28 protein-coding genes and 1 pseudogene are annotated in these 23,093 nt (G+C 69.8%); 10 read left to right on the top strand and 19 right to left on the bottom strand.

Translation table 11 applies throughout. The annotated features are described in order from the left end of the window. Nucleotides 1-101 precede the first annotated feature (101 nt). The 6 genes from BIV24_RS11080 to BIV24_RS11055 form a co-directional block, all read right to left on the bottom strand. Nucleotides 102-1,025 (bottom strand): LLM class F420-dependent oxidoreductase, encoded by a 924-nt coding sequence (locus tag BIV24_RS11080; RefSeq protein ID WP_071366075.1) that lies wholly within the window; start codon nt 1,023-1,025, stop codon nt 102-104. A 109-nt stretch (nt 1,026-1,134) separates the two neighbouring features. Continuing rightward, the gene (locus BIV24_RS11075; RefSeq protein WP_071366091.1) at nt 1,135-1,611 is read right to left on the bottom strand and encodes a DUF6099 family protein; all 477 of its coding nucleotides are present in this window, start codon (nt 1,609-1,611) and stop codon (nt 1,135-1,137) included. Nucleotides 1,612-1,833: 222 nt separating this feature from the next. Next, nucleotides 1,834-2,190, bottom strand: coding sequence for a nucleotide pyrophosphohydrolase (locus BIV24_RS11070; protein ID WP_071366074.1), 357 nt, complete (start codon nt 2,188-2,190; stop codon nt 1,834-1,836). Nucleotides 2,191-2,540: 350 nt separating this feature from the next. Beyond that, nucleotides 2,541-2,933 carry a cell division protein SepF gene (locus tag BIV24_RS11065; RefSeq protein ID WP_071366073.1) on the bottom strand — a complete coding sequence of 131 codons (393 nt, stop codon included), beginning with the start codon at nt 2,931-2,933 and terminating at the stop codon, nt 2,541-2,543. Between the two features lie 307 nt (nt 2,934-3,240). Continuing rightward, entirely contained in the window at nt 3,241-3,990 is a 750-nt protein-coding gene (locus BIV24_RS11060; RefSeq protein WP_071366072.1) for a YcnI family protein, read from the bottom strand. 38 nt (nt 3,991-4,028) lie between these two features. Beyond that, nucleotides 4,029-4,616, bottom strand: coding sequence for a hypothetical protein (locus tag BIV24_RS11055; RefSeq protein ID WP_071366071.1), 588 nt, complete (start codon nt 4,614-4,616; stop codon nt 4,029-4,031). A 120-nt stretch (nt 4,617-4,736) separates the two neighbouring features. Here BIV24_RS11055 and BIV24_RS11050 point away from each other — a divergent pair, with 120 nt between their 5' ends. From BIV24_RS11050 to BIV24_RS11025, 7 genes and pseudogenes are all read left to right on the top strand, one after another. Then, nucleotides 4,737-5,135 carry a TOBE domain-containing protein gene (locus BIV24_RS11050; RefSeq protein ID WP_071366070.1) on the top strand — a complete coding sequence of 133 codons (399 nt, stop codon included), beginning with the start codon at nt 4,737-4,739 and terminating at the stop codon, nt 5,133-5,135. Between the two features lie 7 nt (nt 5,136-5,142). Beyond that, nucleotides 5,143-5,251: pseudogene (locus tag BIV24_RS36400) on the top strand (ATP-binding cassette domain-containing protein); the annotation flags it as partial. 157 nt (nt 5,252-5,408) lie between these two features. Continuing rightward, nucleotides 5,409-5,588, top strand: a complete 180-nt coding sequence (locus tag BIV24_RS11045) for a TOBE domain-containing protein (RefSeq protein ID WP_071366069.1) — start codon at nt 5,409-5,411, stop codon at nt 5,586-5,588. Between the two features lie 231 nt (nt 5,589-5,819). Continuing rightward, nucleotides 5,820-6,485, top strand: a complete 666-nt coding sequence (locus tag BIV24_RS11040) for a DedA family protein (protein ID WP_071366068.1) — start codon at nt 5,820-5,822, stop codon at nt 6,483-6,485. Further along, complete coding sequence (locus tag BIV24_RS11035) at nt 6,482-7,132, top strand: phosphatase PAP2 family protein (protein WP_071366067.1); 651 nt, start codon at nt 6,482-6,484, stop codon at nt 7,130-7,132. The genes BIV24_RS11040 and BIV24_RS11035 overlap by 4 nt, the downstream gene beginning before the upstream one ends. A gap of 65 nt (nt 7,133-7,197) precedes the next feature. Next, entirely contained in the window at nt 7,198-7,860 is a 663-nt protein-coding gene (locus BIV24_RS11030; protein WP_071366066.1) for a response regulator transcription factor, read from the top strand. Then, nucleotides 7,857-9,266 carry a sensor histidine kinase gene (locus BIV24_RS11025; protein WP_071366065.1) on the top strand — a complete coding sequence of 470 codons (1,410 nt, stop codon included), beginning with the start codon at nt 7,857-7,859 and terminating at the stop codon, nt 9,264-9,266. Before BIV24_RS11030 ends, BIV24_RS11025 begins: the two co-directional genes overlap by 4 nt. Here BIV24_RS11025 and BIV24_RS11020 read toward each other — a convergent pair. The 3 genes from BIV24_RS11020 to BIV24_RS11010 all read right to left on the bottom strand — a co-directional run bounded on the left by BIV24_RS11020 (nt 9,247) and on the right by BIV24_RS11010 (nt 12,939). After that, nucleotides 9,247-10,146, bottom strand: a complete 900-nt coding sequence (locus BIV24_RS11020) for a COG4705 family protein (RefSeq protein ID WP_071366064.1) — start codon at nt 10,144-10,146, stop codon at nt 9,247-9,249. The genes BIV24_RS11025 and BIV24_RS11020 overlap by 20 nt on opposite strands. Nucleotides 10,147-10,289: 143 nt before the next feature. Then, complete coding sequence (locus tag BIV24_RS11015; RefSeq protein ID WP_071366090.1) at nt 10,290-11,123, bottom strand: COG4705 family protein; 834 nt, start codon at nt 11,121-11,123, stop codon at nt 10,290-10,292. A 307-nt stretch (nt 11,124-11,430) separates the two neighbouring features. Beyond that, nucleotides 11,431-12,939: a hypothetical protein gene (locus tag BIV24_RS11010; RefSeq protein WP_071366063.1), complete on the bottom strand. Its 1,509-nt coding sequence runs from the start codon at nt 12,937-12,939 to the stop codon at nt 11,431-11,433. Between the two features lie 250 nt (nt 12,940-13,189). Here BIV24_RS11010 and BIV24_RS11005 point away from each other — a divergent pair, with 250 nt between their 5' ends. Next, a complete protein-coding gene (locus BIV24_RS11005) occupies nt 13,190-13,600 on the top strand; it encodes a BlaI/MecI/CopY family transcriptional regulator (RefSeq protein ID WP_071366062.1) in 411 nt (136 codons plus the stop codon). Between the two features lie 262 nt (nt 13,601-13,862). Here BIV24_RS11005 and BIV24_RS11000 read toward each other — a convergent pair whose 3' ends face one another. The 7 genes from BIV24_RS11000 to BIV24_RS35990 all read right to left on the bottom strand — a co-directional run bounded on the left by BIV24_RS11000 (nt 13,863) and on the right by BIV24_RS35990 (nt 18,905). Then, nucleotides 13,863-14,306, bottom strand: coding sequence for a PIN domain-containing protein (locus BIV24_RS11000; RefSeq protein ID WP_071366061.1), 444 nt, complete (start codon nt 14,304-14,306; stop codon nt 13,863-13,865). Next, nucleotides 14,303-14,563: a ribbon-helix-helix domain-containing protein gene (locus BIV24_RS10995; protein WP_071366060.1), complete on the bottom strand. Its 261-nt coding sequence runs from the start codon at nt 14,561-14,563 to the stop codon at nt 14,303-14,305. The genes BIV24_RS11000 and BIV24_RS10995 overlap by 4 nt, the downstream gene beginning before the upstream one ends. A 229-nt stretch (nt 14,564-14,792) precedes the next feature. Then, on the bottom strand, nt 14,793-15,467 hold the full coding sequence (locus tag BIV24_RS10990; protein WP_071366059.1) for a response regulator: 675 nt from the start codon (nt 15,465-15,467) through the stop codon (nt 14,793-14,795). A gap of 237 nt (nt 15,468-15,704) precedes the next feature. After that, nucleotides 15,705-16,457 carry an ABC transporter permease gene (locus tag BIV24_RS10985; protein WP_071366058.1) on the bottom strand — a complete coding sequence of 251 codons (753 nt, stop codon included), beginning with the start codon at nt 16,455-16,457 and terminating at the stop codon, nt 15,705-15,707. Continuing rightward, entirely contained in the window at nt 16,450-17,412 is a 963-nt protein-coding gene (locus BIV24_RS10980; RefSeq protein ID WP_071366057.1) for an ABC transporter ATP-binding protein, read from the bottom strand. The genes BIV24_RS10985 and BIV24_RS10980 overlap by 8 nt, the downstream gene beginning before the upstream one ends. Nucleotides 17,413-17,541: 129 nt before the next feature. Then, complete coding sequence (locus tag BIV24_RS10975) at nt 17,542-18,675, bottom strand: sensor histidine kinase (RefSeq protein ID WP_245766754.1); 1,134 nt, start codon at nt 18,673-18,675, stop codon at nt 17,542-17,544. Nucleotides 18,676-18,773: 98 nt separating this feature from the next. Further along, entirely contained in the window at nt 18,774-18,905 is a 132-nt protein-coding gene (locus BIV24_RS35990) for a hypothetical protein (protein ID WP_281247725.1), read from the bottom strand. Between the two features lie 655 nt (nt 18,906-19,560). Here BIV24_RS35990 and BIV24_RS10970 point away from each other — a divergent pair. Next, nucleotides 19,561-19,986: a hypothetical protein gene (locus BIV24_RS10970; RefSeq protein ID WP_071366056.1), complete on the top strand. Its 426-nt coding sequence runs from the start codon at nt 19,561-19,563 to the stop codon at nt 19,984-19,986. Here BIV24_RS10970 and BIV24_RS10965 read toward each other — a convergent pair. Genes BIV24_RS10965 through BIV24_RS10955 form a run of 3 tightly spaced genes read right to left on the bottom strand, consistent with a single transcriptional unit; the run spans nt 19,895 to nt 21,820 of the window. Next, nucleotides 19,895-20,665 carry an NAD(P)/FAD-dependent oxidoreductase gene (locus BIV24_RS10965; RefSeq protein WP_245766753.1) on the bottom strand — a complete coding sequence of 257 codons (771 nt, stop codon included), beginning with the start codon at nt 20,663-20,665 and terminating at the stop codon, nt 19,895-19,897. The two genes, BIV24_RS10970 and BIV24_RS10965, sit on opposite strands and share 92 nt — an antisense overlap. A gap of 40 nt (nt 20,666-20,705) precedes the next feature. Next, nucleotides 20,706-21,572: an SAM-dependent methyltransferase gene (locus BIV24_RS10960; protein ID WP_071366055.1), complete on the bottom strand. Its 867-nt coding sequence runs from the start codon at nt 21,570-21,572 to the stop codon at nt 20,706-20,708. Then, the gene (locus BIV24_RS10955; protein WP_071366054.1) at nt 21,569-21,820 is read right to left on the bottom strand and encodes an acyl carrier protein; all 252 of its coding nucleotides are present in this window, start codon (nt 21,818-21,820) and stop codon (nt 21,569-21,571) included. Before BIV24_RS10955 ends, BIV24_RS10960 begins: the two co-directional genes overlap by 4 nt. Nucleotides 21,821-22,228: 408 nt before the next feature. On the opposite strand from BIV24_RS10955, the gene BIV24_RS10950 reads away from it, so the two are divergent. After that, a complete protein-coding gene (locus BIV24_RS10950) occupies nt 22,229-23,080 on the top strand; it encodes an alpha/beta fold hydrolase (RefSeq protein WP_071366053.1) in 852 nt (283 codons plus the stop codon). The last annotated feature ends 13 nt before the right edge of the window (nt 23,081-23,093 follow it).

The following is a 23,093-nucleotide window of genomic DNA, read 5'->3' as shown; positions in this document are numbered from 1 at the left end:
ATGACGCTCCGCTCGGCCGCTCCCCGGGCCGGGCTGCACCAGCGCCCGGGACGCGGCCGTGGCCGGTCACGTCATCGGGGACCGGACCCGCGAGGAGACCGTCACGCCAGCTGGGACTGGACCTGCGAGGAGATCAGCTCCAGGTGGTCCAGGTCCTCGAGGTCGAGGATCTGGAAGTAGATGCGCCGGCAGCCGATCTCCGCGTACCGGCCGATCTTGTCGACGACCTCGGCCGGGGAACCCGCCAGGCCGTTGGTCTTCAGCTCGTCCACCTCGCGGCCGATCACGGCGGCACGGCGCGCCACCTCCTGGTCGTCCCGGCCGACGCAGGCCACCAGCGCGTTCGAGTACGTCAGGGCGTCCGCGGCACGTCCGGCCTCCTGCGCGGCGGCACGGACCCGGCCGAACTGGCGCTCGCTGTCCTCGATCGACGCGAACGGCATGTTGAACTCGCTCGCGTACTGTGCGGCCAGCCGCGGGGTGCGGGTCGCACCGAAACCGCCGATGAGCACCGGGATCTCGGCCTGGGCGGGCTTGGGCAGCGCGGGCGAGTCGGTGAGGTCGTAGTGCTTCCCGTGGAAGCTGAAGGTCTTGCCGACCTCGGTCGCCCACAGCCCGGTGACGATCGCCAGCTGCTCCTCCAGGCGGGGGAACTTCTCCTTCGGGAACGGGATGCCGTACGCCTTGTGCTCCTCCTCGAACCAGCCCGCGCCCAGGCCCAGCTCGATGCGGCCGCCGGACATCTGGTCGACCTGCGCCACCTGGATGGCGAGGACGCCGGGCAGGCGGAAGGTGGCAGCGGTCATCAGGGTGCCCAGGCGGATGCGCTTGGTCTCGCGGGCGAGGCCGGCAAGGGTGATCCAGGCGTCGGTGGGGCCGGGGAGGCCGTCCACGTCACCCATCTTCAGATAGTGGTCGGACCGGAAAAAGGCGTCGAAGCCCAGGTCCTCGGTGGCCTTGGCGACAGTGAGGAGGGTGTCGTAGGTCGCCCCCTGCTGGGGCTCGGTGAAAATGCGGAGATCCATGCCTCTATCCTGCACGTCCGGCGACCCGTCAGCCCCATCGGTCCCGCCGGTCCCACCGGTCGCCGATCGGGTGAAGATGCGGCGGCCGACCGGGCCGGAGCGCGCGAGCTCAGCCCGCCGTCCTGTTCCGTTCCCTGGTCTCTCCGTCCCTCGCCGCCAGTCTGCGCAGCATCTCTCTGACCCGGTCCCCCGATTCGTCCGCCGCGTCTATGGCCTCCATGCACTGCCAGTACGTGCCCTCGTCGTCCGCCGCGCTCGCGACCGCGACGAGAGCCATGCCCAGCTCCACAAGGAGGGTGCCGAGGTCGAGGAGGGCCTTGCGGGCATCGCCCAGATCCGTCAGCTGGGCGGCGCGCAGGTCGGCCACATCGATGCACGGCGTGTCCAGGACACCGCAGCCCCTGCCCGCAAGCTCCGTCAACCCCAGTGCCTCGCCGCGCAGTTCGGGCGGGCCCGATACCGCGAGGCGGCTACCGATCGCCTGCGCCAGTGCGTACGCCTGCCACGCCTCCGTCATGATCCTCAGCCCGTCGCCGCTCCCCGCCAGGGCGCACCTGCTCGCCATGATGAGCCGCACCGCGTCCATACGCTGCCCCCGCTCCGTCCCGACGCGCACCCGCACGTCTCCCCGAACTCCATTGCTCACTACCCAGAGTGAGGGCAGACGAGACGAAAAGCCAGTGCTAGCCCGAAATCTGTGGATAACTGGGGCGGCATAGGCAACTTCGTAACTCCGGAGAGTGACAATTTGGCGTCCGGGGTCCGGCCGCGGAACTGCCGAGCCACCGCTACTCGGCGCGCTTCCCGATCATTCCGCCCCCGGCTTCGGGAACCTCTCCTCATTGCGGTCGATCTTCGCGTCCAGCGCCGCCAGCGCGTCGATGCCCAGCACCTCGCACAGTTGGAGCAGATACGCGAGCACATCCGCGACCTCGTCGGTCACCCGGCGTGCCGTACCCGGGTCGTCCATCACCCGCGTCGACTCCTCCGGCGTCAACCACTGGAAGATCTCGACCAGTTCGGACGCCTCGACGCTGAGCGCGGCGACCAGGTTCTTGGGGGTGTGGTACGGCTGCCAGTCGCGCGCCGCGGCGAAGTCCGCGAGCCGCCGCTGCAACCGCGCCACGTCCAGGTCTTTCCGCTGCCGTCCGGGTTCCTCTGTCACGGGCTCAGGTCTACCACCGTCACCTCGTCCATCCCGCTGCCCAGGACCTGTCGCTCACCGCATCCACCAGCCGGACATGACCCCGTTCGCACATCCGCGCCACGCAGCGGGAACCCGGGCCCGCCGGTGTCCGAAGCACGATGACAGCCGCAGTGCGGTGACGCGGGGCCGGTGCGGACCCGGGTCCGCGACACCGGCATGGTCCGACGGAGACAGGGCGGAAGGCATGGTCACGGCCGAAACCGTGGGCTCGAGACCGCGGGCCCGAGACCGCAGGCCTGCGGCGTCGGGCGAACCCTTCCGTCCCGCGTTCTCCCCACTATCGGGCGACCGGATTTCCGAGCCGGATCTCAGACGCCGGGGACGCCCACACCCTCCATCAGCCCCCGCACCTCGGTTCCCGGAGGCGTCAGCAGGAAAACATTGCGGTCGACCCGGTGCATTCCGCTGCCCAGACCGAAGACCACCCCGGTGCTGAAGTCCAGCACCCGCTTGGCGACCTCGGTCTCCGCGCCCGTCAGGTCGAGCAGCACGGGCACCCCGGCCATCAGCGTCTCGGCGACCTCACGGGCGTCCGCGAACACGTTGACCCGCAGGACCACGAAACGGCGCCGCCGCGCCTCGGTCTCGGCCTCGGGGATCGATCGGTGGCCGACCGCGGACGGCCAGGCGTCCCGGCCCCGCAACGGAACGACCTGAGCGAGCCCTTCCCACTGTTCGTCGGTGACATCGTGACTGTTCACCGGCCCTCCCCGCACTGGCTCGCACTCAAAGTCTGCACCGCCCAATTCTTACGCACATCACCCGTTCGGCCGAACAGCGACACGGACCGCGGCAGCCCCGAGGGCCTCGTCGGCCGGATGGACGCGTACACCGATGCCGTTGCTGCCCGGCGTGTGGGGACCACGAAGGAAGGCGTCCTCGTCGCCGTCGAGCGCGACCCCACCGTCGCGTGGACGGCCTCTCTCGTACGGGCGGCTCGCGAAGATCGGGAGTGTGGGACTTCCCGTCCCACCGACGGCGATTGACGCCGGTGGGACGGGGATCGGATCACTGGGGCCGGGAGGTGCGGGTGCCACGACCGCGAGCGATCGCGAAGCCCGCGGCGGCCAGGCCCAGGACTCCGACGGCCAGGCCCGCGATGCCGAGCCCACGGGCGGCGGAGTCGCTGGTGGAGGCCGCCTTCGCGGTCGAACTGCCGGACTTCTCCGGTGTGGTGGCGGAGGAGTCGGCGGAACCGCCCTCGCTGTCGGCGCTCTTGGCGGCGAGTTCGAGGACCGGCGCCGGGTTCTCCGGCTCCGCCCCGCCCTTCTGGGCCTCCTCGATCCAGCGGACGACCTTTCCGTCGGAGTAGGTCTGCAGCGTCTTGAAGCTCAACGCATCGACATCTTTGGGAAGTTGACCGAAGGCGACATCGAAGTCCTGGTACTGGCCGGGCCCGATGCGCCCGCCGGTCCAGGTGATCTCGGAGACGGCGTCGGTGAGGGTGCCGTCGTCCGTCTTGACCGGCTTCTTGAGCTTGGTGGTGGTCACCTTCGCGTTCCAGCCGTTCTGCGGGCTGACCATCACGCCCAGGAGCGGGTGGTCGGTGGGCAGGTAGACCTGCACCTTGGTGGTCGCGGCGGTGTCCTCCTCATTGGGCACCCGGAAGGTCAGCACGCCGTCCGTGGCACCCTTGGCGTAGCTCTCGGGGTGGACGCCGACGTGCGCGAAGGCCGCGCCCGCCGCGGTGAGGACGCCGGCGGCGGCGAGGGCGGCGACGGCGGTGGTGCGGCGCAGGGTGGTACGCATCGAAGACATGGGTGATCTAGCTCCGTACTCGTACTCGGGGTTGGGGGTCAGATCGCGTACGGGGCCGACGGGGGCGGGCCACGCCGCGACAACGAGTGGCGGAGCAGCGCCTGCCGGACGAGGCGGCGCCCGCAGGTCCGCTGACGCGGCGATCCGGCGTACGCGGGCAGCGGTGCCGCACGCCACCAGGCGGCGAGGCCCGGGACGAAGGCAACCGCCCTGCGCAGCAGCGACCACAGGGCGGCCTCGCCGCACCGCAGGCACCAAGAGGCGAGCAGGGCGGCGATCAGATGCGCGGCAAGGGCGTTCGAGGTCATCACGTGCGACGGGCCGTCCATGCGCATGCCGTACGACATGCCCGGCATGTGCATCGGCGTCCGAGGCGGCCCGGCCGCGTCGAAGGCGAGGTGCAGTCCGCCCTGCACGGCGAGCATCGCCGTGGCGATCCCGGGCAGCGAGCGCTCACGCCCGGCGAGCGCAGCGGCGGCCGCGAACACGGGCGGGAAGCCGGCCGCCTCCACCCACACCGGGGGTACGGCGCCGGTGGCCAGCGTATGTCCGCTCGCGGCCAACAGCACACACACGACGGCGAACACCGCCGCGCGCAGGCTCCGCACCGCCCAGGACACGCCCATGGGCCCGGATCCTGCCATACGGGGACGGACAACCGAGCCGGTTTCCGCCAGATCCGGCGGGGGAGGAACCCGCCTGGGCGTGTTTCGGCCAGGGCGGCGCGGGCGCCTATCGTGGCGCCCATGCAGTCCTACACAATCGGCCAGGCCGCCCGCCTGCTGGGGGTGAGCCCGGACACCGCGCGGCGGTGGGCGGACGCCGGCCGGGTGGCGACCCGGCGCGACGAGAGCGGGCGCCGGGTCATCGACGGCAAGGATCTGGCCGCGTTCTCGGTCGAGTTGGCCCGCGGCGGCACGGGCGAGGAGGACGCCCCCTCGTACACCTCGGTCCGCAACGCGTTCCCGGGGATCGTCACCGCCGTGAAGCTCGGTGATGTGGCCGCCCAGGTGGAGATCCAGGCGGGGCCGCACCGTCTGGTCTCGCTGCTGACCCGGGAGGCCGTGGAGGAACTGGGGCTGGAGGTCGGGATGGAGGCCACCGCCCGCGTGAAGTCGACGAACGTACACATCGACCGCGCCTGAGCCGCCGCTCGGTCCGAACGGCGCGGGCAAGACCACCGCCCTGCGCGCTCGCCGGTCTCGTCCCGCTCTCCGACGGCCATCTGCGGCTGGACGGCACCCCGCCCGCGAACTGCCCCTCGCCGCGGACCTGACCACCGTCGCCGCGGCCGAGCTGTTCCTGCATCCGGGCGCGGTGGTCTGGGCGACCGTGCAGGCGGCGCGGGCGCACACATACCCGGCCTGACGCGCCCCTGCCCAAGTCCACGGCTGCCGCCCTCGCCGCTCGCCACTGCCATGGAAGCGGGCATTTCCCTCCAGAACCGGCTTCCCGGTACCGTCGAGGACGCCGCCACGGGCGAGGCCATGGCATCGGTCAAGGTCACCATCGTGGGCGTCGCACTGACGGCCGCGATCACGCAGGACGCCGCGCCGACGACCTCGGTCCGACACCAGGCCCCTCGGCCGTGGCCCTGATCAAGGCGACGGAGGTCACGCTCGCGACGACCCAAGCGCGAGGCGCGGTCACCGACGGGATCCGGCCGCTCCACCCGTCACAGTGACCAGTCACGTTCACCCGTCACGGTGAACGGGGAACGCTCGCCACCCGATCATCGTCTACAGTTCGGTAGACGGTCTACGTGTTTGTAGTCAACCGCCGGGCGACGCCGCGTCGCGCCCGGCCCCCTCACGGAAGGGCTCGCGACGATGGCCACATCCCTGTCACTGGGATCACAGCTGGCGGTCAATGTGCTGGACGCCCAGTCCCTGCTCGCCGCCTTCGGCGTGCTGGGAGTGGGCGTCGTGATGTTCGCCGAGACGGGCCTGCTCATCGGCTTCTTCCTGCCCGGCGACTCGCTGCTGTTCACGGCGGGCCTGCTGTGCACGGGCTCGGGCCAGCACGGGGTGAAGCTGTCGCTGCTCCCGCTGCTGGTGGCCGCCGTCGTCGGCGCGCTCACCGGTTCCCAGTGCGGCTATCTGATCGGACGCAAGGCGGGCAGCGCGCTGCTGGCCCACAGCCGCTCGGCCCGGCTCCATGAGGGCGCGAAGCGCGCCGAGGAACTCCTGGAGCGGTACGGACACGCGAAGGCGATCGTCCTGGCCCGCTTCGTCCCCGTGGTGCGCACGGTACTGAACCCGGTGGCCGGCGCCCTGCACGTGCCCGCACGGACGTTCACCCTCTGGCAGGTGATCGGCGGCCTGGTGTGGAGCATCGGCCTGACCCTGGCCGGGTACGCCCTCGGCTCGTCCGTACCGAACGTGGACAAGTACCTGCTGCCGATCATCGCGGTGATCATCGTGGTCTCGCTGATCCCGCTCGGCCTGGAGCTGCTGCGCTCCCGCCGGGCCACCAAGGAGGGTGTCCGCGGATGATGTACGCGTTCGACGGTTCGACGATCGACGGCTCGGCCTACACGGACGTGGTGGACCTGGCCGGTCGCGCCCCCTCCTGGCTGGACTCCGTCGTCTCCGCCTGGTCGACGTACGGGCTCGGGCTGTTCGCCGTCCTGATGGTCCTCGCCTGGTGGCGGGCGCGCCGCAAGGGCTCCGGCGCCGCGCTGGTGGCCCTGGCGGTCCCGCTGGTGGTCGTGCTCGCGTACGCGGTGAACTCCGGGCTGAAACTTCTGGTCCGCGAGGACCGCCCCTGCCAGAGCCTGCACGTGACCACGCTGGAGGCGTGTCCGGCGCCGGGCGACTGGTCGTTCCCCAGCAACCACACGGCGATAGCCGCGGCCGCCGCGGTGGCCCTGTTCTTCGTCTCACGCCGGATCGGTTACGTCGCCCTGGTGGCGGCGGCCGCGATGGCAGCCTCCCGGGTCTGGGTCGGCGCTCACTATCCGCACGACGTGGCGGTGGGGTTCATCGTCGGGGCGCTCGTCGCGGCCGTCACGATGATTCCACTGGGCCGCCGCCCGGACCGCCTGGCCCTGCGGCTGGAGGCCACCCGGCTGCGCCCCCTGCTCTCGTCGTCCATACCCCGGCGGGAGCCCGACCTGGAGCGGGTGAGCACGCCCCGGTAGCCCTACGGGACCAGTTCCCGCGAGATGCCGGCGGACCGGACGAGCGAGCCCACGGAGAACAATGCATGCGCCACAAGATCCTGGTCGTCGAGGACGACCACGCACTGCGGGACGTGCTGCTGCGCGGCCTGCGCGACGAGGGATACGACACCGCGCCGGCTCCCGACGGCGCAACCGCCCTGCGGCTGGCCGGTGACGACATCTCCGCGGCCGTCCTCGACATCGGGCTGCCCGATGCGGACGGCCGGGATGTGTGCCAGGCCATCCGGGCGAACGGGTTCCTCGCCCCGGTGATCTTCCTGACGGCCCACCACCGGCTCACCGACCGGCTCTCCGGCTTCTCCGCCGGCGGTGACGACTATCTGCCCAAGCCCTTTCACCTGAGCGAACTCACCGCCCGGCTGCGGGCTGCGCTCAAGCGGGCCGCGCCCCGCCCGGCCGCCGCCGTCGGAGACCTGGTCCTGGACGCCGTCCAGCACGGCTTCAGCGTGCACGACCGGCAGGTCGACCTGACGCCGACGGAGTTCCGTCTCCTCGCGGCGCTCATGGCGGCGTCCGGGGACATCGTGCGCCGCCGCGAGCTGATCCGGGCCAGCTGGCCCGACGGAGCCCTGGTCAGCGACAACACGCTCGACCAGTATCTGACCCGGCTTCGTCGCAAGCTGCGCGAGTCGGGCAGCGCCCTGACGATCGGCACCGCGCGCGGCATCGGCCACCGGCTGTCATGACGGCCCGGTCCGCCCAGCCCGGTCCGGCCGCACGGACGGCGGCCCTGCTCGCCCGGCTCGCGCCGCGCACCCTGCGCGGCCGGCTCTCCCTGGTGGCGCTCACCACCGCCACGCTGCTGATGGTGATCCTCACCATCGCGTTCAACACCGTGGTCCGGCAGCACCTCGAGCGCCAGGCGGACGACGAGCTGCACACCCGGGCCGCCGCGGTCGCCGCGACCATCGACACCCGCGGCCCGCAGGTACGCGTCCTGGAGGCCGGCGACGATGCACTGCTCGACACGAACGTATGGATCTACGCCGGCGGGCATCTGCTCGAACAGCCCTCGTCGACCGCGGCGCGCGGGTCGCTGACCGGTATCGCGGACGGGCTGGTGGCCCGCGGCGGACAGCGCTGCGTCACCACCGACGGCCACGTCCACGGCCCGGTCCGCCTGTGCGCCCAGCCCGTACCCCACCGCGCCTCAGGCAGCGCGGCCACGGTCGTCACCGCCCTGGACCTGTCCCCGTACCGCAGTTCGGCGGACACATTGCTGCTGGGGTCGTTCGTCCTGGACGCGGTGATGCTCGCCTGCACCTACGCGCTGACACGCCTGGCCGTGGGCCGGGCGCTGCGCCCCGTGGGCACGATGACCGAGCAGGCCACGCACTGGAGTGCGGTCGCCTCCCAGGAACGGTTCGGCACGGAGCGGCCTGCCGAACTGGCCCGCCTCGGTGCTTCGCTGGACGCCCTCCTGGACCGCATCCGGGCGGTGCTGCGCCACGAGCGGCAGCTGACCGCCGAGTTGTCGCACGAGCTGCGCACACCGCTCAGCCGGATCGTCGCCGAGCTGGACTGGTGGCAGGCCCGTCCGCGTTCCGACGCCGACACCCGGGCCACCCACGCGGTGATCGCGGACGCCGCCCGATCAATGCGCGGCATCTGCGACACCCTCCTGAACGACGCCCGCGAGGGCACGCCCACGGTACCCGGCACGGCCGAGGTCCTGCCGACGCTTCGGCATCTCGCCGCGGGCCTGGACGCCCCGGACAGGGTGACGATCGAGGTCCGCGCACAGGATGCGCGCCTGGAGGCCGGAATCCAGGCCGCCCTCCTCGAGCGGATCGTCAGCCCGCTGCTCGCCAACGCCCTGCGGTACGCCCGCTCGTACGTCGCCGTCGAGGCCCGGCGCACCTTTGACGGCGTACGCATCGACGTCACGGACGACGGACCCGGCGTACCGAAGTCGTTCACCGGACGGCTCTTCCAGCCCGGACAGCGGGCCGATCCGGATGACGGGCACAGCGGAGCGGGCCTGGGGCTGCCGCTCGCGCGACGCCTGGCCCGCTCCGTCGGCGGCGAGGTGCGTCACGAGCCGGACCACACCCCGGGCGCGCGGTTCGCGGTCAGCCTGCCCGCCGGGTGACCCGATCCCGCTGACCGGCCGCAGCCGGGAGCGCCGTGCGGTCCTTGCGCTCCCGGACGTGGGCGTACGCCATCAGGCCGAACAGGATGGCAAGCAGTACGGCCGAGGAGCCCGCGGTGCCGAGGTTCAGGCCGCCCTTGGCGATCGGCTTGGTGAGGAAATCGCCCGCGGTGGCGCCGAGCGGACGGGTGAGGACGAAGGCGATCCAGAAAAGCAGCACATTGGGCACCGCGGGAACCGGCATCAGGGCGACAAGCACCATCAGCAACCCGGTCACGAGGAGCGCGCCGCCCGCGTAGCCGAGGCCGGAGCTGTCGGAGAGGAAGTCGCCCATCGATGTGCCGAGGGTGTTGGATACGAGGATCGCCGACCAGAACAGGGCCTCGCCCTGGAGGCTGACGATGTCGCGGATCACGAACGTCATGCCGGTCAGCTTCCAGACCGCGAAGATCGCGACCAGGATCGAGCTCAGGATCGCGGCGCCGGCCGGATACCCGAGCCCCAGGCCCTGGGGTCCCCAGCCGAGAGACGTGGCGCCGTCGGAGAGGTATGCGGCGCTGGCGTCGCGGTTCATGAAGTCGGACATCGTGGTGCCGGCCATGCTGGTCGACAGGATGACGGTCCAGTAGAAGAAGGGGTTGTAGCGCCGGGAGCGAAGCTGGACGAGCAGGGTCACCACGAAGATCAGGAACAGTGCGATCGTGGTGAGGAAGTAGCCCAGTCCGAGCGTCTGGGCGAAGAGGTCGCCCGCCGTCTCGCCCAGGGTCGTCGCTGCGATCTTCATGATCCAGAAGGCCAGGGTGACCTCCGGCAGCTTTTTCACCACGCTCTTGCGGACCTCCACGACGTCGGCGTCGGCGAGGGCTTCGGACTTCTCCACAGGGCGGACACTCCTGTTCATGCCGTGGGGCGCTCGCCGCGACGAACGCCCCATGACGGTGGGGAACGACCGCCCACGGCGGCCGCGTCGTGTCCGACCCTCTCAGCGGAGATCCGAACCGATCCCGAATGCCTGACCGGCGTTCACGCCGCGTGTCGCGCGGCCCGTTCGGACTTGGTGACGTCCGTGCGGGTCTTCGACAGGTAGATCACCAGGCCGAGGATGACCGCGAGGAACAGCACGCTGGTCACCGTGGTGCCCAGCCCCAGGCCTCCGTCGCCGGTCGGCTGGGAGAGGTAATCACCCATCGAGGCGCCGAGCGGACGGGTGAGGATGTAGGCGATCCAGAAGCTCCATACGGCGTTCAGACCGAGCGCGAAATGGGCCACCGCGACCGCGGCGATCGCCAGGGCGAACATGACGGCGGAGACCCAGTAGCCCAGGTTCATCTGTTCGGCGACCAGGTCGCCGGCCGCGGTGCCGAGGGCGAACGTGAACAGGACTGCCAGCCAGTAGAAGGACTCACGGCGCACGGAGTCGATGTGGTGGATCGACAGGGTCCGCTCGGTGCGGTACCAGGCGGCGAACACGATCGCGAGGACGATCGCGAACACCGTGGTGCTGGTCGTCAGCGGGACACCCATGTTGTCCGTGAGGTTGTCGCTGATCAGGGTGCCGACGACGCTGATCAGGGCCACGGCGAGCCAGTACACGCCGGGGCGGTAGGCCTTCATGCGGAACTGCACCACGAGCACCACCGCGAGCAGCGCGCTCATCAGCAGCGACACACCGGTCAGGCCCAGGCCCATGTTCGAGTTCAGGAAATCGGCCGCGGTCTCGCCGACCGTCGTGCACAGGACCTTGATGACCCAGAAGTAGACGGTGACTTCGGGCACCTTGTTCCAGCTGAAGCGGGGAGCGGGGGCGGCAGCGGCGGTGCGCTGCGGCCCCGCCGTCTCGGACGTCTCATAGGTCATGAGGCCCGACGGTGCCATCGGGAACCTGAACGCATCCTGACCGCAGCGACGCGCCCACCAGTGCCCCGGCAGGCAACGGCTGCCCGTCAAGGAGCGGCGTCGTGGGGGAGCGTGCTCTGGGGGTCCCCCTACTCGAAGAGCTTGGGGGAGCGTGCCGGGCGTCGCGACGGGGCACATGTTGCCCGCTGGGGCACTGGCACGGCGAGGGTGACGGCCGCATGCCGACGAACCGGTCGGCGCAGGGCCGCCGCCCGGATGCCGGGCGACACCCGCGTGACGGGTGCCGGGCCGGTGCCTGCCTCGGGAATCATCCGCGTCCGCCCTGCCCGGCCGTGGGGGCCACGAGGATCCGAACGCCGTCGACGGTGTGCGCGGTCCAGTCACGCGCGTACGCAGGCGGACGCTCCGTGGGGGTGCCCAGATGGGCGGCGGGCATGCGCTGTGCGGTGCGCGCGATGTCCGCGGCGGTGCTGTTGGCGTTGTTACCGCTGGTCGCGGCGGAGGAGCAGCCGGCGTAGAAGGCGATCGGAATGGCCTCGTTCCCGGTCAGCAGGCAGGGCGGCCGGACCCCGAGCCGGTGGAGTTCTGCGGTGATGCGGGACCAGGCGCGGTGGTCGGCGGTGGTGCGGTCCACCGTGCCGTGCAGAACCGCGAATTGCACCCCCAGATGCACGACGAGCCCGAGCGCCACCACGGTCGAGGTGATCGGCCGCCACCTGCCGTCCTTCGCGGTGACCAGGTGCAGGAGGGCGTCGGCTACGGGGATGGCGAGCAGGGCGTAGGCGGGGAGCAGGAAGCGGGGCGCGGCGTACCCGATCAGGAACAGGTAGGGGATCGCCGCCGTTGCCGCGCAGGCCAGTGGCACCAGGGTGCGGGCCGCGCGCCCGGCCCGGCGGACCGCCACGGCCGCCGCGAACGCGGCGAGGAGGGGCAGCACGTACCACCACGCGGTCACCAACGGGTTCGGCATCGCGACGGTGCAGGGGCGGCACAGGGCGCGCCCGCCGAGGCTGCGCATCTGGTCGACGACGGCGAGGTGCCAGCCCAGGCCGCCCTGGACCCGGGACCCGTCGGACAGACGCTGCGCGAGGCCCCCGTAGGCGACGTACGCCTCGACGATCCACTCGAACGCCCCGGCGGCCAGCCCGCCCACCAACGCCAGCAGCAGCGACAGACGCCGCCACGTCCGTACGAGAACCACCATGACGAGCAGCGGCAGGGTCGCCCAGACCGCGTCGGTGGGCCGCATCCACGCCATCAGCGCAGCGTTCACGGCGACACCCCACAGTGCGGCCCGGTCGCTGCTGTCCGCCTGGGCGCGCAGGAAGCAGCCGGTACAGGCCAGGGCGCCGATCGCGACCCAGTAGTTGGGCATGGCCTGCGGGCCGTAGAACAGAGTCACCCACAGGCTCGCGAAGAGCGCGCCGCCGAGGGCGAGGACACGGGCCGGGAACAGGCCCCGCCACACACGCAGGGCGAGGAACAGCGCGGCCCCCGACAGCACCGCCAGATGGACCCGGAGCAGGACGGTGGACGAGGACCATGAGGTGATCGGGGCGACCAGCAGCGATATGCCCCGGGCGCGCGGCGCGCTGAAGAACGCGGCGGGGGCATGGGCGCTGACCTGGCTGACGTAGACCGTCTCGTCCCAGCCGAGCCCCATGCCCGGCCGCACGAGGACGAGTTGGACCAGCATGAAGGCGGCCGCCACGAGGGCGATCGGACTCTGGCTGCGGTCGCGCCACGACATACCGGCGACCGACGGCGCCACAAGGCGGCGGACACCCGCCAGCGTGGTGTTGGAATTGTTGGCCATAACCCACCCCCCACTCCCAACAGACCCTAGAGGAAGCACACTTCACAAGCCGTAGGGTCGATGGTGGAGATCGGGAAAGACATCCCCGGAACACGGTCACGTTAACGCGGGCACCCCGAGCACGCAGGACGGACCGGCGACACCCGGTCGCCCCGCGGACCAGGACGAGCCGATCGGGTGAGGGCGGGAACACTCCGGCAGCCTTCGCGGCCAGCCGTACCGCGCCCCTACGCACTGTAAGGTTACGGGCATGGCTGGCAGGGGCCCGCAGGGCAGGGCGGAACGACGTAGCGCCGGTGAGCTGGAGAGCGAGGTCCTCGCCACGCTGTGGGCCACCGACCAGGCGCTCACACCGGCCGAGATCCAGACCGAGATCGGCGGCGGCCTCGCCTACAACACCGTGCACACCATCCTCAAACGTCTGTACGACAAAGGACTCGTCCTGCGTGATGTGGACGGGCGGCGCGGCGCGTACCGTCCCGCGAAGAACGCTGCAGAGCTGACCGCCGAGGCCATGCACGAGGCCCTCGACCGCGGTCCGGACCCGATCGCCACACTCCAGCAGTTCGTGTCCGGGCTCAGCACCGAGGAGAAGCAGGCCCTGCGCGACCTCCTCGGAGGCGGTGCGCGACGGCACCGGGTCCCCGGAGACAGCGCCTGAGAGTCTACGTCTCAACCCGATCCTGAAAGCCGTTGCTCAGGTCAGCCAGGGGCGTAGGTGCTGATCTCGATCAGGTTGCCATCGGGGTCCCGCAGGTAGGTGCTGGTGATCGGACCTTGGGCGCCGGTGCGCGGCACAGGCCCCTCCTCTACCTGGACAGCCGTGCAAGCGCCGCTGGTGCTCCAGTGCGACCTGCGGCGGGAAAGAACGGGCGCCGCCTACCGTCGCCGCCAACGCCCGACGCGACGGGACACCGCAGGCGTCAGAGCGGAAGGTCGTCGGGCAGCACCCGGAACGCTTTATGGCGGCTGAGCGGGCGCAAAGCCCGGAAGTCGCGAGGGTCGAGAGTAAGCACGGCATCGGTGTCGTAATCCGCGGCGAGGGCCACGTTGACCGCATCCGCGAGATCCAGGTCAAGGTCGCGGTAGCGAGCACGTACGGCCTGGGCGACCCCCAGGTGATCTTCCGTGACCTCCGGGACGGCGATACGTCCACGGCGCATCCAATGCCGCATGTCATCGACCGCACTGAGCGCCGCATCACGGCCGAGTTCGCGGGTGGCGACGTGGTCGATCTCAGCAAGCAGCAAGGGGGACATCACCAGCAGACCTGCAGCCATGATCGCTTCGTTTGACGCCTGGTGTTCGGGATGGGTGGAGTCGAGCGCCGCAATGAGCCCGGACGTGTCCGCAATGACGATGATCACGCGGCAGTTCCGGTCTCGGTCTCGCGGCGCACCGCGTCGGCGACGGTGTCACGCACCTCGCGCTTGCTGAGGGTGCGACCGGCCCCCTCGAAGGTGCGGGAGAAGAGGGGCTCGTCCCAGACGCGGTTGGCCATGGCGGCAAGGTGGATGCCCTGGCGGATGATCTCGGCCTCACTGATCCCGCGCCGCTTGGCGGCCTCCTTGATGATGGCGAGGTCTTCAGGGTCGGCGTAGACGTTGGTTCGCTTCATGGACATGTACCAAGTTTAGCGTATGTACCAGAATGATGTATGTTTCCTCGCAGATGGGCCGCCGGTGAGGCCTCTCCAGCCGTCTGACCAGCCTCGGTGGGTCCTTCGCCGACCGGACGAAACACACGCCGCTGCGCCACGGGTGCCTTGGTCGCCGCGGCCGCCGTCCGGCACACGCCCGAGGCGACCGAGTCCGTGAGGAACACACGGGGCCTTGTCGAGAGCGCGGCCACCATCACGTCGGCATACCACGCTCGGCCAAGCCGCTCTCGTAGGCGATGATGACCAGCTGCGCGCGGTCCCGGGCCTGCAGCTTGGACAGGAGGCCGCCGACATGGGTCTTCACCGTCGGCATGCTGATGCCGAGGCGTTCGGAGATCTCCGTGTTGGACAGCCCGTTCGCGATCAGTACGAGGACTTCCTGTTCACGCTTGGTCAGTCCGACGAGTCGCGGTGCCGGCCGTGTCGCCTCGCCGCGTCCGGAGAAGTTCCCGATGAGGCGCCGGGTGACCGTCGGCGCCAGTACGCCCTCCCCGGTGGCGATCACCCGGATGCCGTTGACCAGGTCGGCCGGTGAGGCGTCCTTCAGCATGAAGCCGCTGGCGCCCGCCTGGAGGGCCGGGTAGACGTACTCGTCCATGTCGAACATGGTGAGGGCCAGCACCCGGACACCTGCCAGCGTTTTGTCAGAGCAGATCTCCCGGGTGGCGGCGATGCCGTCGAGAACCGGCATGCGCAGGTCCATCAGGACGACATCCGGGGTGAGTTCGCGAGCGAGCCGGACCGCCGTCACGCCGTCCCCCGCCTCGCCGACGACCTCCATGCCGGGTGTGGAATCGACCAGGACCCGGAAGCTTCCACGCAACAGCGCCTGATCGTCCGCGATCAGCACCCGGAGCCGCTCGACCATTCCGGTGTCCTCGTCTGCCCATGAAGATTGCTCGTGAAGGTTGCTCGTGAAGGTTGCTCGTGAAGGTTGGCGATCTGCGCCGGATCGAATCGGCTGGGTGAGGTGTCAACTCGCCTACGTCGCAAGGAGCTTCAAGGTACCTCGACCAGCAGCTCTCCGGTGCCGTCGCTTGCGGCCGTGGCCGTCGTGCCATGCGGGGCGGACAACCGGCTGCCGTGGCCGCTGAGGGCGGTCCTGTCAGGTGTCCCAGCGAAGGTGGCGAACCAAGCCCCACACGAGAGCCGCGACGGTCCAGGCGAGCAGCACCGTGAAACCGAAGGCCGTATGCGGCGAGTCGACATTGAGCAGTTCCCTTCCGGCCTGGTCGGGAAAGTACCGCGTCATCTCCTTGGCCGCTCCGATGAGGGACAGAAGGTGCGTCCCGGCGAGCACCATCGGCAGCAGAACAGCCAGCGGGATGACGGCGTTCCGGGCGATCGCCGCCGTACCGGCCGCGAAGAGGCACATCAGGGTCAGGTAGACGACCGCGCCCGCCAAAGCGCGAGGGACACCGCTCGCGCCGAGCGAGGCGCCGTGGGATCCGAGCGCCAACTGGGTTACCAGGTAGGCGAGGACGGTGACCGGGGCGGCGACGGCTACCGCGGCCACCGCCGTGACGGTCATTTTCGCGGCGTAGAGCCTGCCGCGCCGGGGCACGGCGAGCAGCGAGACCCGCATCATGCCGGACGTGTACTCACTGGTGACGACGAGCACGCCGAACACGATCAGCGCCAACTGGCCGTAGAGGACGCCGACCAGGCCGGCCTGCTGGGGGGTGAAGTCGGCGCGCAGGCTGGGGTTGCCGGAGTCCAGCGCGCCCTTCGCGGACCAGCCGTCGAGGGCGGCGATGAGGATGCTGACCAGGGCGAACAGCAGCAGCGAGAGGTGCGCGCCGCGGATGCCACGCAGCTTGATGGTCTCGGCGCTGACGGCTGCGAACGTCTCAGACACGGGTATTCCTTCCGTCCTCACCGATGGCTCCTCCGCCAGCGGCTGCTCCGTCAGCGGCTGCTCCGTCAATGGCTTCTTCGCCGATGACTTCGAGGAATGTCTCCTCCAGGGACCCCGCGTGGGTGCTCAGTTCGTCGAGCGGGAAGCCGACCGCCGCCGCGAGCCGGCTGATCCCCGCGGCCTGCATGCCGACGACGTCCATGCCGCCGTCCGGGCTACGGGTCACGGAGGCACCGTTGCGCTGCAACTCCCGGGCGAGCCTTTCGGGTTCCGGGGTGCGCACGCGTACGTACGGCCGCCCGTGACGCTGGATGAAGTCCGACAGGCCGGTGTCCGCGAGGAGTCGGCCGCGGCTGATGACGATCAGTTGGTCGGCGACCATGGACATCTCGGTCATCAGGTGGCTCGAGATGAGTACGGTCCGACCCTCGGCAGCCATCGAGCGCAGCAGCTCGCGCAGCCACCGGATGCCCTCCGTGTCCAGGCCGTTGACCGGTTCGTCGAGCACCAGCACGGGCGGGTTGCCCAGCAGGGCGGCGGCCAGGCCGAGCCGCTGGCCCATACCGAGGGAGAAGGTGCCGATCCGTCGCCGGGCCACGCCCGCGAGTTCGACCATCTCCAGGACCTCACGGACCCGGCCCCGGGCGATCCGGTTGCTCCGGGCAAGCCAGAGCAGATGGTCGCGTGCGGTCAGGCTGCGGTGCGGAGCCGAGGTCTCCAGCAGGGCGCCGACGTGCCGGAGAGGGTAGGTCAGTTCGTGGTAGGCATGCCCGTCGATCCGTGCGGATCCTGTGTCCGGGCGGGTCAGGCCGAGCATCATTCGCATCGTCGTCGACTTCCCGGCGCCGTTGGGGCCGAGGAAGCCGGTGACGGCTCCGGGGCGCACCGTGAAGGTGAGGGCGTCCACGACGGTGGTCTGCCCATAGCGTTTGGTCAGGTTCTGGACGTCGATCACGGGTCGATTCTGGCCTCGGCTGCCTCCCCACACATCGGACCCGGGTCTGGATCGGCCGGGCCTCTTTCGCGAGCCGGAGCCATACCTGGGTATGAGTGCGGTCTCAGACGTACGTGGGGCGATCCGGGTTCAGTAGGGCAGTGTCGCGACGACTTGGAAGCCGGCGCCGGGGCGGGGTCCGGCGGTGAGGGTTCCACCGTGCGCGGCGGCCCGTTCCTTCATCCCGATGAGGCCCATTCCGCCACCGGGCACGCTCGCCCGGTGCCCCGACCCCGGGCCGTCGTCAGTAACGTCGATGGTCAACACACCTTCTTCCGCAGTTACTTGGACCAGGCATCGGGTGGGGGCGGCGTGCTTGGCGACATTGGTCAGCGCCTCCTGGACGATCCGGAACGCGGCCAGCGCGACACCGTCGGATGGTTCCTCCGCACAGTCGCAGCGCAGGTCGATACGGACACCTGCCGCCTCGGCCGACCGGACCAGCAAGGGCAGGTCCGACAGGCCGTGGACCGGCCGGAGGTCCCGCGCGCCGTCGCCCTGCTCCCGGCGCAGCACCTTGAGGGTGGCCCGCATGTCTCGCAGAGCCCTGCGGCTGATGTCCTCGATGACTGTCAGGGCTTCCCTCGCCTCCTCGGGGTGGGTGGCGACCACGTGGTTGGCGACACCGGCCTTGATCGCGATCAGGCCCACGCTGTGCGTGACGACGTCGTGGATGTCCCGGGCGATCCGTATGCGCTCTTCGACCTTTGCCTGCTCGGACGCCTGCTCGATGGCCCGCCGCAGGCTCTCCCGCCGCTCCCTGACGGCCGTCCCCGCGGCCCAGGTGGCACCGAGGACCAGCAGCCCGAACAGCAGTTGCACCGCCCGGGTCCCGCCCTCGTAGTGCTGCCCGCCGGTCACCGTCAGCAGGGCCGCGGCCGCGGCGCTCGCCCCGCCGACGAGGACGGCCGACCGCCCCGTCTGCCGCCGCTGTGTCGTTGCGACCAGGTACAGAGCGTAGGCGGCGGCAAGGAAAACGACCGGGCCGAGACCAGCGGCCAGCGCCGCGCAGGAGGCGATCAGGACGATCACGAAGACCGGAACGGGCCACAACCGTCGTACGGCAAGAGGAAGCGCGGTGGCTAGCGAGAGCAGCCAGGCGGTCGTCCCGCTGAGCGCTCCGCCGGTGTCCGGCCGCACCACCTCCAGTTGAGGGAGCAAGGCGAACCCGAGCATGGCCGCCCCGTCGAACGTGATCAGCCGTCTTCGCGAGACTTCTCCCATGCCGCGAACCTAGGCGCCTGGCCGGCCGACCGTCCAACTCCCCTGTTCTGGCTGGCCGGTGGAGTTCGGAACCGCGGCCAGAAGCAAGCTGGCCCTGATCATGGCGACCTTCGAGTTGGCCGCCGAACTGCAGGGAGGCCCTTGAGCTTCTTGGTCTGATCGAAGCGGGGGGCGTCCGCCTCGAAGAACTGGTCGCACTCGTCGAGCAGGATCAGCAGCGTTTTCGTCACTTTGCGATGGTTGCCGGCGGCTCACGCCGAACGCATCCACGCGCCTGCGGTTCACGCGCAAGGCTGCGGCGGCCCGAGAGGGGACGCTCCGAGCGATCTTCGGAAGCCGGAGGCCTGGTGAACTGCCGGTTGTCACTGGTGCCCCCTGTCGTTCTCGGTGACCGCGATGTGCACACCCACCGACTAACCCTGGGGTCACTGCCGCAGCGGTCCAAAAGGCGAAAACCACGGGATCGGCGGTGAGATCCAGCCATCTGAAGCTGGCGACCACAAGGGCGGGAAAAGATCGCCACGCACTCCACATGATGCGACATCGGAAGCAGGTCGATCATCCAGATGTTCCAGGAACTGCCTCTCTCCCGCGAGTTCATACCCACCCAGGCCGAACCAAGCGATCACGTTCAAAAAGCGGACGGCACAGCGGAACCGATCGTCCATCGGTCGGCCGCTCAGCGACCGCGCTCCACGTCAAGCGGCGTCAGGGGCCGGCAGACCGCGCGAACCACCACATGGCCTGTCCGGCACCGGACATGTCCGGCACCGGACATGTCCGGTGCCTGCCACCCCGCAAGCCTTCCACTGGCCTGCTCAGCGTCGTTTGAATGCCGATCAAGCCCAGGCACACCGAGCCTGGCGACATTGAGGAGTCAGTACGATGAAGCGCCCCATCCTGGCGACCCTGGCCGTCGCGTCGCTTGCGACCATGTCACTCACCGGCGCGACAGCAGCCAACGCGATCTCCCCCGCCGCGGCCACCGTCGCCGCGGCCGCGCCCAACGCGGCAGCCCAGTCCGCAGACATCTCGCAACTGCGCCAGGAGTTCAACGACTACATCGCCGGACTCGATCTCGATGCCGACACTCGAGCAGCCGCCGAGGAGGCAGGCTCATCCGACGACGCACTCGTCGCGGCCGCTGCGAAGTCCCTGACCCAGGTCAAGGCAGCGCTCGCCGATGCCGGCGTCGACAACGAGTGGACCTCCGGGGCCCTCAACCCCGACGACTACAAGTGCTCGACCACGGACTTCCGCGAGTGGGCCCGCGGTCAGATCGCGCAGATCGACCCTCCTTGTCGGCCTTGACCTGCCCGCCGGCGGTCACGACGGTCGGCCGCACTCCCGGCTCCACCCGCAGGCAGGGCGAGTTGTCGTAGATCGTCACGCCCTTCTCGCGCACCACGCGGGCGATGCGGCGGGAGAGTTTGAAGGGGTTCACGAGTGCGCCGCCGGTGCGCATGCTGCCGATCACCGCGGGCGAGCCGATGACGGCCTGGGACTCCTCGCGCGGGAGGATCTCCGCCTGCGCGGCACCCATCCGCTCGGCGAGGCCTCGGTCCTGCTCCAGCCGCTTGAGCTGGGCGGCGTCGGTGGCCACCATCAGGTAGTCGTTGGCCTCGTACTCCGCGTCGACGCGGTTCTTGCGGGCGAACCTGCCGATTTCCAGGATCGACCGGCCGACCGCCTGCGACGCCTCGAGCGCGCGCTGGAGTCCGAATTCCTTCACCAGAGCCTGGATGTCTTTGCCGATGGTCGGCGTGACGAATCCGTCGGCGCGGCCCGAGGCGCCGTAGCCGGAGTAGTTCGCCTCGACAATGCGGATGTCGAGCGCGGGCTCGGTCTCTTTGAGGAAGTAGGCGGTCCAGAGTCCCGTGAAACCGCCGCCGACGATGCAGACGTCGCAGTCGACGCGTTCCCGGAGAGGGGCCTCGAAGGTGACCTTTTCGGTGTCGTGCCAATAGACGACGTGCTTGTACGCGTTCAAGTGAGTGCTCCTCGAGAGGACCCGCCGGTGGAGCTGTCGGTCACACGGCTTCGAGGACGATCCTCGACAGGCCCAGATGGCGGTTCCTGAAGTGACCGACCGTGGACCTCAGATACCGCTCGTAGTTGGCGACGTTTTCCTCGCCGGCCACCTTCACGGCCTGATCGCGGTTGGCCCGCAACCGGTCGAACCATTCCTGGCAGGTGCGGCTGTAATGGTCCGGGTCGTTGCGCAGATGGACGACGCCAAAGTGCTTCTCGCTCGATTCGATAACCTCGGAGAGCGCCGGAATCTCGGATTCCGGGAAGATCATGTCGATGATGAAGAGCAGATCCCGCACGGTCTGCTTGTCCATCTGGACGTTATTTCCCTTGATGTTCGTCTGGAGCGCGATTCTGCCGCCCTTGGGCAGCCAGGCGCGACAGCGCTCGAAGAACTCGCGGTACGCGGCGACCCGCTCGGCACGGGACAGGCCGGTGCGCGCGAAGTGCTCGAAGGCACCGATGGAGATGATCGCGTCGTACGGCTCGGCGGGCTCGTGGTCGAGCCAGTTCTCCACCCGCACCTCGGTGCGCTCGAGCGCCAGCTCACGCAGGCGTTCCGCCTGGTTGTCGCTGAGGGTGAGGCCGACGGCCTGCTGCACCCCGTGGGTGCGGACCAGCCGTTCGAGCAGGCTTCCCCAGCCGCAGCCGACGTTGAGGACACGGCGCGCGCCGGCCGCCCGCGCGCCCTCGATGAGGTAGTCGAGCTTGCGCATCTGGGCGCTTTCGAGCGTGTCGCCCTCGTCCCACAGCGCACACGTGTACGTGAGGTTCGTGTCCAGCCACAGCGCGAAGAAGTCGTTGGAGACGTCGTAATGATGTCTGATGGACTCCGCGGTGGCGCCCCGGTAATCGATGGCCGTCACGCGGCGGCGCTGCCCTGCTTGGTCTCCTCGGCGAGCTTCACCAGGTCCGCGACCGTCTTCACGCTCGCGGCCTTGCTCTCGTCGAATTCGATCCCGAGGTCGTCCTCGATGGTGTGGACGATGTCGGCGATCTGCAAGCTCGACAGGCCCACGGATTCGAAAGCGGTGTCCTCGTTCAGGGTGTAGGCATTCGCCTTGCTGCCGAGCTTCTTGGCAATGCGGACACATACTTCTTCAGCAGTGATCACAGGGCAGCCTTTCCGATGCACGGTGATGGGATGACCGAGGTCCTGTGAGCCCGCGATCCGGCTACTGCGCCAGAGGATCGAGGGATTCCGGAGTGACGACCTCTGAGGTGTGGACTGAAGCCGCACGGCGTACCTCGTCCGTGCGCGCGTCCTTCACCTTGCGGCAGACGGATCCGGCACAGGAGTTGCCACGGTACTCAGTCGGGCGTCGGCCGACTATTGCCCTAAAGGGTGGTGATCATTCCGGGGTCAAGTTGTTGGTGGCGAAACAGAGTCTGAGATGTTTTGCTTACCTCGGCTCACCCGTCCGGGCGGCTGCAGCGCAGCCCAACTGGGCATCGTCTGCCGCGTCCGGTGCGGCCAAGCCATCGCGACCTCTCGAACCCGCAGGATCCGAGGAGATGTGAAATGGCTGAAGTAGACCTTTCGGCCGGCACGGTGGAGTATCTCGATACCGGCGGTGAGGGGCCGGTCGTGGTCCTGCTGCACGGTGTCGCGATGGACGGCTCCCTGTGGCGGAACGTGGTGGCGCCTCTGCGCTCTCAGTTCCGTTGCGTGGTGCCGACGTTGCCGCTGGGTGGTCACCGCCGGCCGATGAAGCCGGACGCGGACCTGTCGATCGCCGGCGTGGCCCGGCTGGTCGCGGAGTTCCTCGACCGGCTCGACCTGCACGACGTCACGCTGGTGATGAGCGACTGGGGCGGTGCGCAGGCCTTGGTCTCCGAGGGCAGGGACGAGCGGATCGGGCGCCTCGTCATCACCTCGTGCGAGGCGTTCGACAACTTCCCGCCGGGCGTGCCCGGAAGCAACCTCTTCACCTCGGCGAAGCTGCCGGGCGGCATCAACTTCGCCTTCAAACTGCTGAAGTGGAAGCCGATGCGGCGGCTGCCCATGACCTGGGGCTGGATGAGCAAGCGGCCGGTCCCGCACGAGGTGATGAACGCCTGGTTCGAACCGCTGTGGACTTCCAAGGAGATCCGCCGCGACCTGCGCAAGTACGTGCTCGGGGTGCCGCCGAAGAGCGAACTGCTGGACTGGGCCGAGAAATTGCGCGACTTCGACCGTCCCGCGCTCGTGGTGTGGGCCGCCGAGGACAAGGTGATGCCGCCCGAGCACGGGCGCAAGCTCGCCGAGCTGCTGCCCAAGGGCCGGCTTGTCGAGATCGAAGACAGCTACACCCTCATTCCCGAGGACCAGCCGGAACAACTCAGCGCGCACATTCGGGCGTTCCTGCTGACGGGCGAGGCCGCCTCCTCGTAGGAGGCTCCCGCAA

The organism is Streptomyces colonosanans (assembly GCF_001866645.1).
Classification (GTDB): Bacteria; Actinomycetota; Actinomycetes; order Streptomycetales; family Streptomycetaceae; genus Streptomyces; species Streptomyces colonosanans.
Note: the sequence above shows the minus strand (reverse complement) of the source record. Positions and strands in the feature narration are given on the sequence as shown.

Excerpts from the sequence above, each read along its gene's own strand:
- BIV24_RS11080 (WP_071366075.1), bottom strand. The coding sequence starts at position 1,025 with ATGGATCTCCGCATTTTCACCGAGCCCCAGCAGGGGGCGACCTACGAC.
- BIV24_RS11075 (WP_071366091.1), bottom strand. The coding sequence starts at position 1,611 with ATGGACGCGGTGCGGCTCATCATGGCGAGCAGGTGCGCCCTGGCGGGG.
- BIV24_RS11060 (WP_071366072.1), bottom strand. The coding sequence starts at position 3,990 with ATGTCTTCGATGCGTACCACCCTGCGCCGCACCACCGCCGTCGCCGCC.
- BIV24_RS11055 (WP_071366071.1), bottom strand. The coding sequence starts at position 4,616 with ATGGGCGTGTCCTGGGCGGTGCGGAGCCTGCGCGCGGCGGTGTTCGCC.
- BIV24_RS11050 (WP_071366070.1), top strand. The coding sequence starts at position 4,737 with ATGCAGTCCTACACAATCGGCCAGGCCGCCCGCCTGCTGGGGGTGAGC.
- BIV24_RS11045 (WP_071366069.1), top strand. The coding sequence starts at position 5,409 with ATGGAAGCGGGCATTTCCCTCCAGAACCGGCTTCCCGGTACCGTCGAG.
- BIV24_RS11040 (WP_071366068.1), top strand. The coding sequence starts at position 5,820 with ATGGCCACATCCCTGTCACTGGGATCACAGCTGGCGGTCAATGTGCTG.
- BIV24_RS11035 (WP_071366067.1), top strand. The coding sequence starts at position 6,482 with ATGATGTACGCGTTCGACGGTTCGACGATCGACGGCTCGGCCTACACG.
- BIV24_RS11030 (WP_071366066.1), top strand. The coding sequence starts at position 7,198 with ATGCGCCACAAGATCCTGGTCGTCGAGGACGACCACGCACTGCGGGAC.
- BIV24_RS11025 (WP_071366065.1), top strand. The coding sequence starts at position 7,857 with ATGACGGCCCGGTCCGCCCAGCCCGGTCCGGCCGCACGGACGGCGGCC.
- BIV24_RS11015 (WP_071366090.1), bottom strand. The coding sequence starts at position 11,123 with ATGACCTATGAGACGTCCGAGACGGCGGGGCCGCAGCGCACCGCCGCT.
- BIV24_RS11010 (WP_071366063.1), bottom strand. The coding sequence starts at position 12,939 with ATGGCCAACAATTCCAACACCACGCTGGCGGGTGTCCGCCGCCTTGTG.
- BIV24_RS11005 (WP_071366062.1), top strand. The coding sequence starts at position 13,190 with ATGGCTGGCAGGGGCCCGCAGGGCAGGGCGGAACGACGTAGCGCCGGT.
- BIV24_RS10995 (WP_071366060.1), bottom strand. The coding sequence starts at position 14,563 with ATGTCCATGAAGCGAACCAACGTCTACGCCGACCCTGAAGACCTCGCC.
- BIV24_RS10990 (WP_071366059.1), bottom strand. The coding sequence starts at position 15,467 with ATGGTCGAGCGGCTCCGGGTGCTGATCGCGGACGATCAGGCGCTGTTG.
- BIV24_RS10975 (WP_245766754.1), bottom strand. The coding sequence starts at position 18,675 with ATGGGAGAAGTCTCGCGAAGACGGCTGATCACGTTCGACGGGGCGGCC.
- BIV24_RS10970 (WP_071366056.1), top strand. The coding sequence starts at position 19,561 with ATGAAGCGCCCCATCCTGGCGACCCTGGCCGTCGCGTCGCTTGCGACC.
- BIV24_RS10950 (WP_071366053.1), top strand. The coding sequence starts at position 22,229 with ATGGCTGAAGTAGACCTTTCGGCCGGCACGGTGGAGTATCTCGATACC.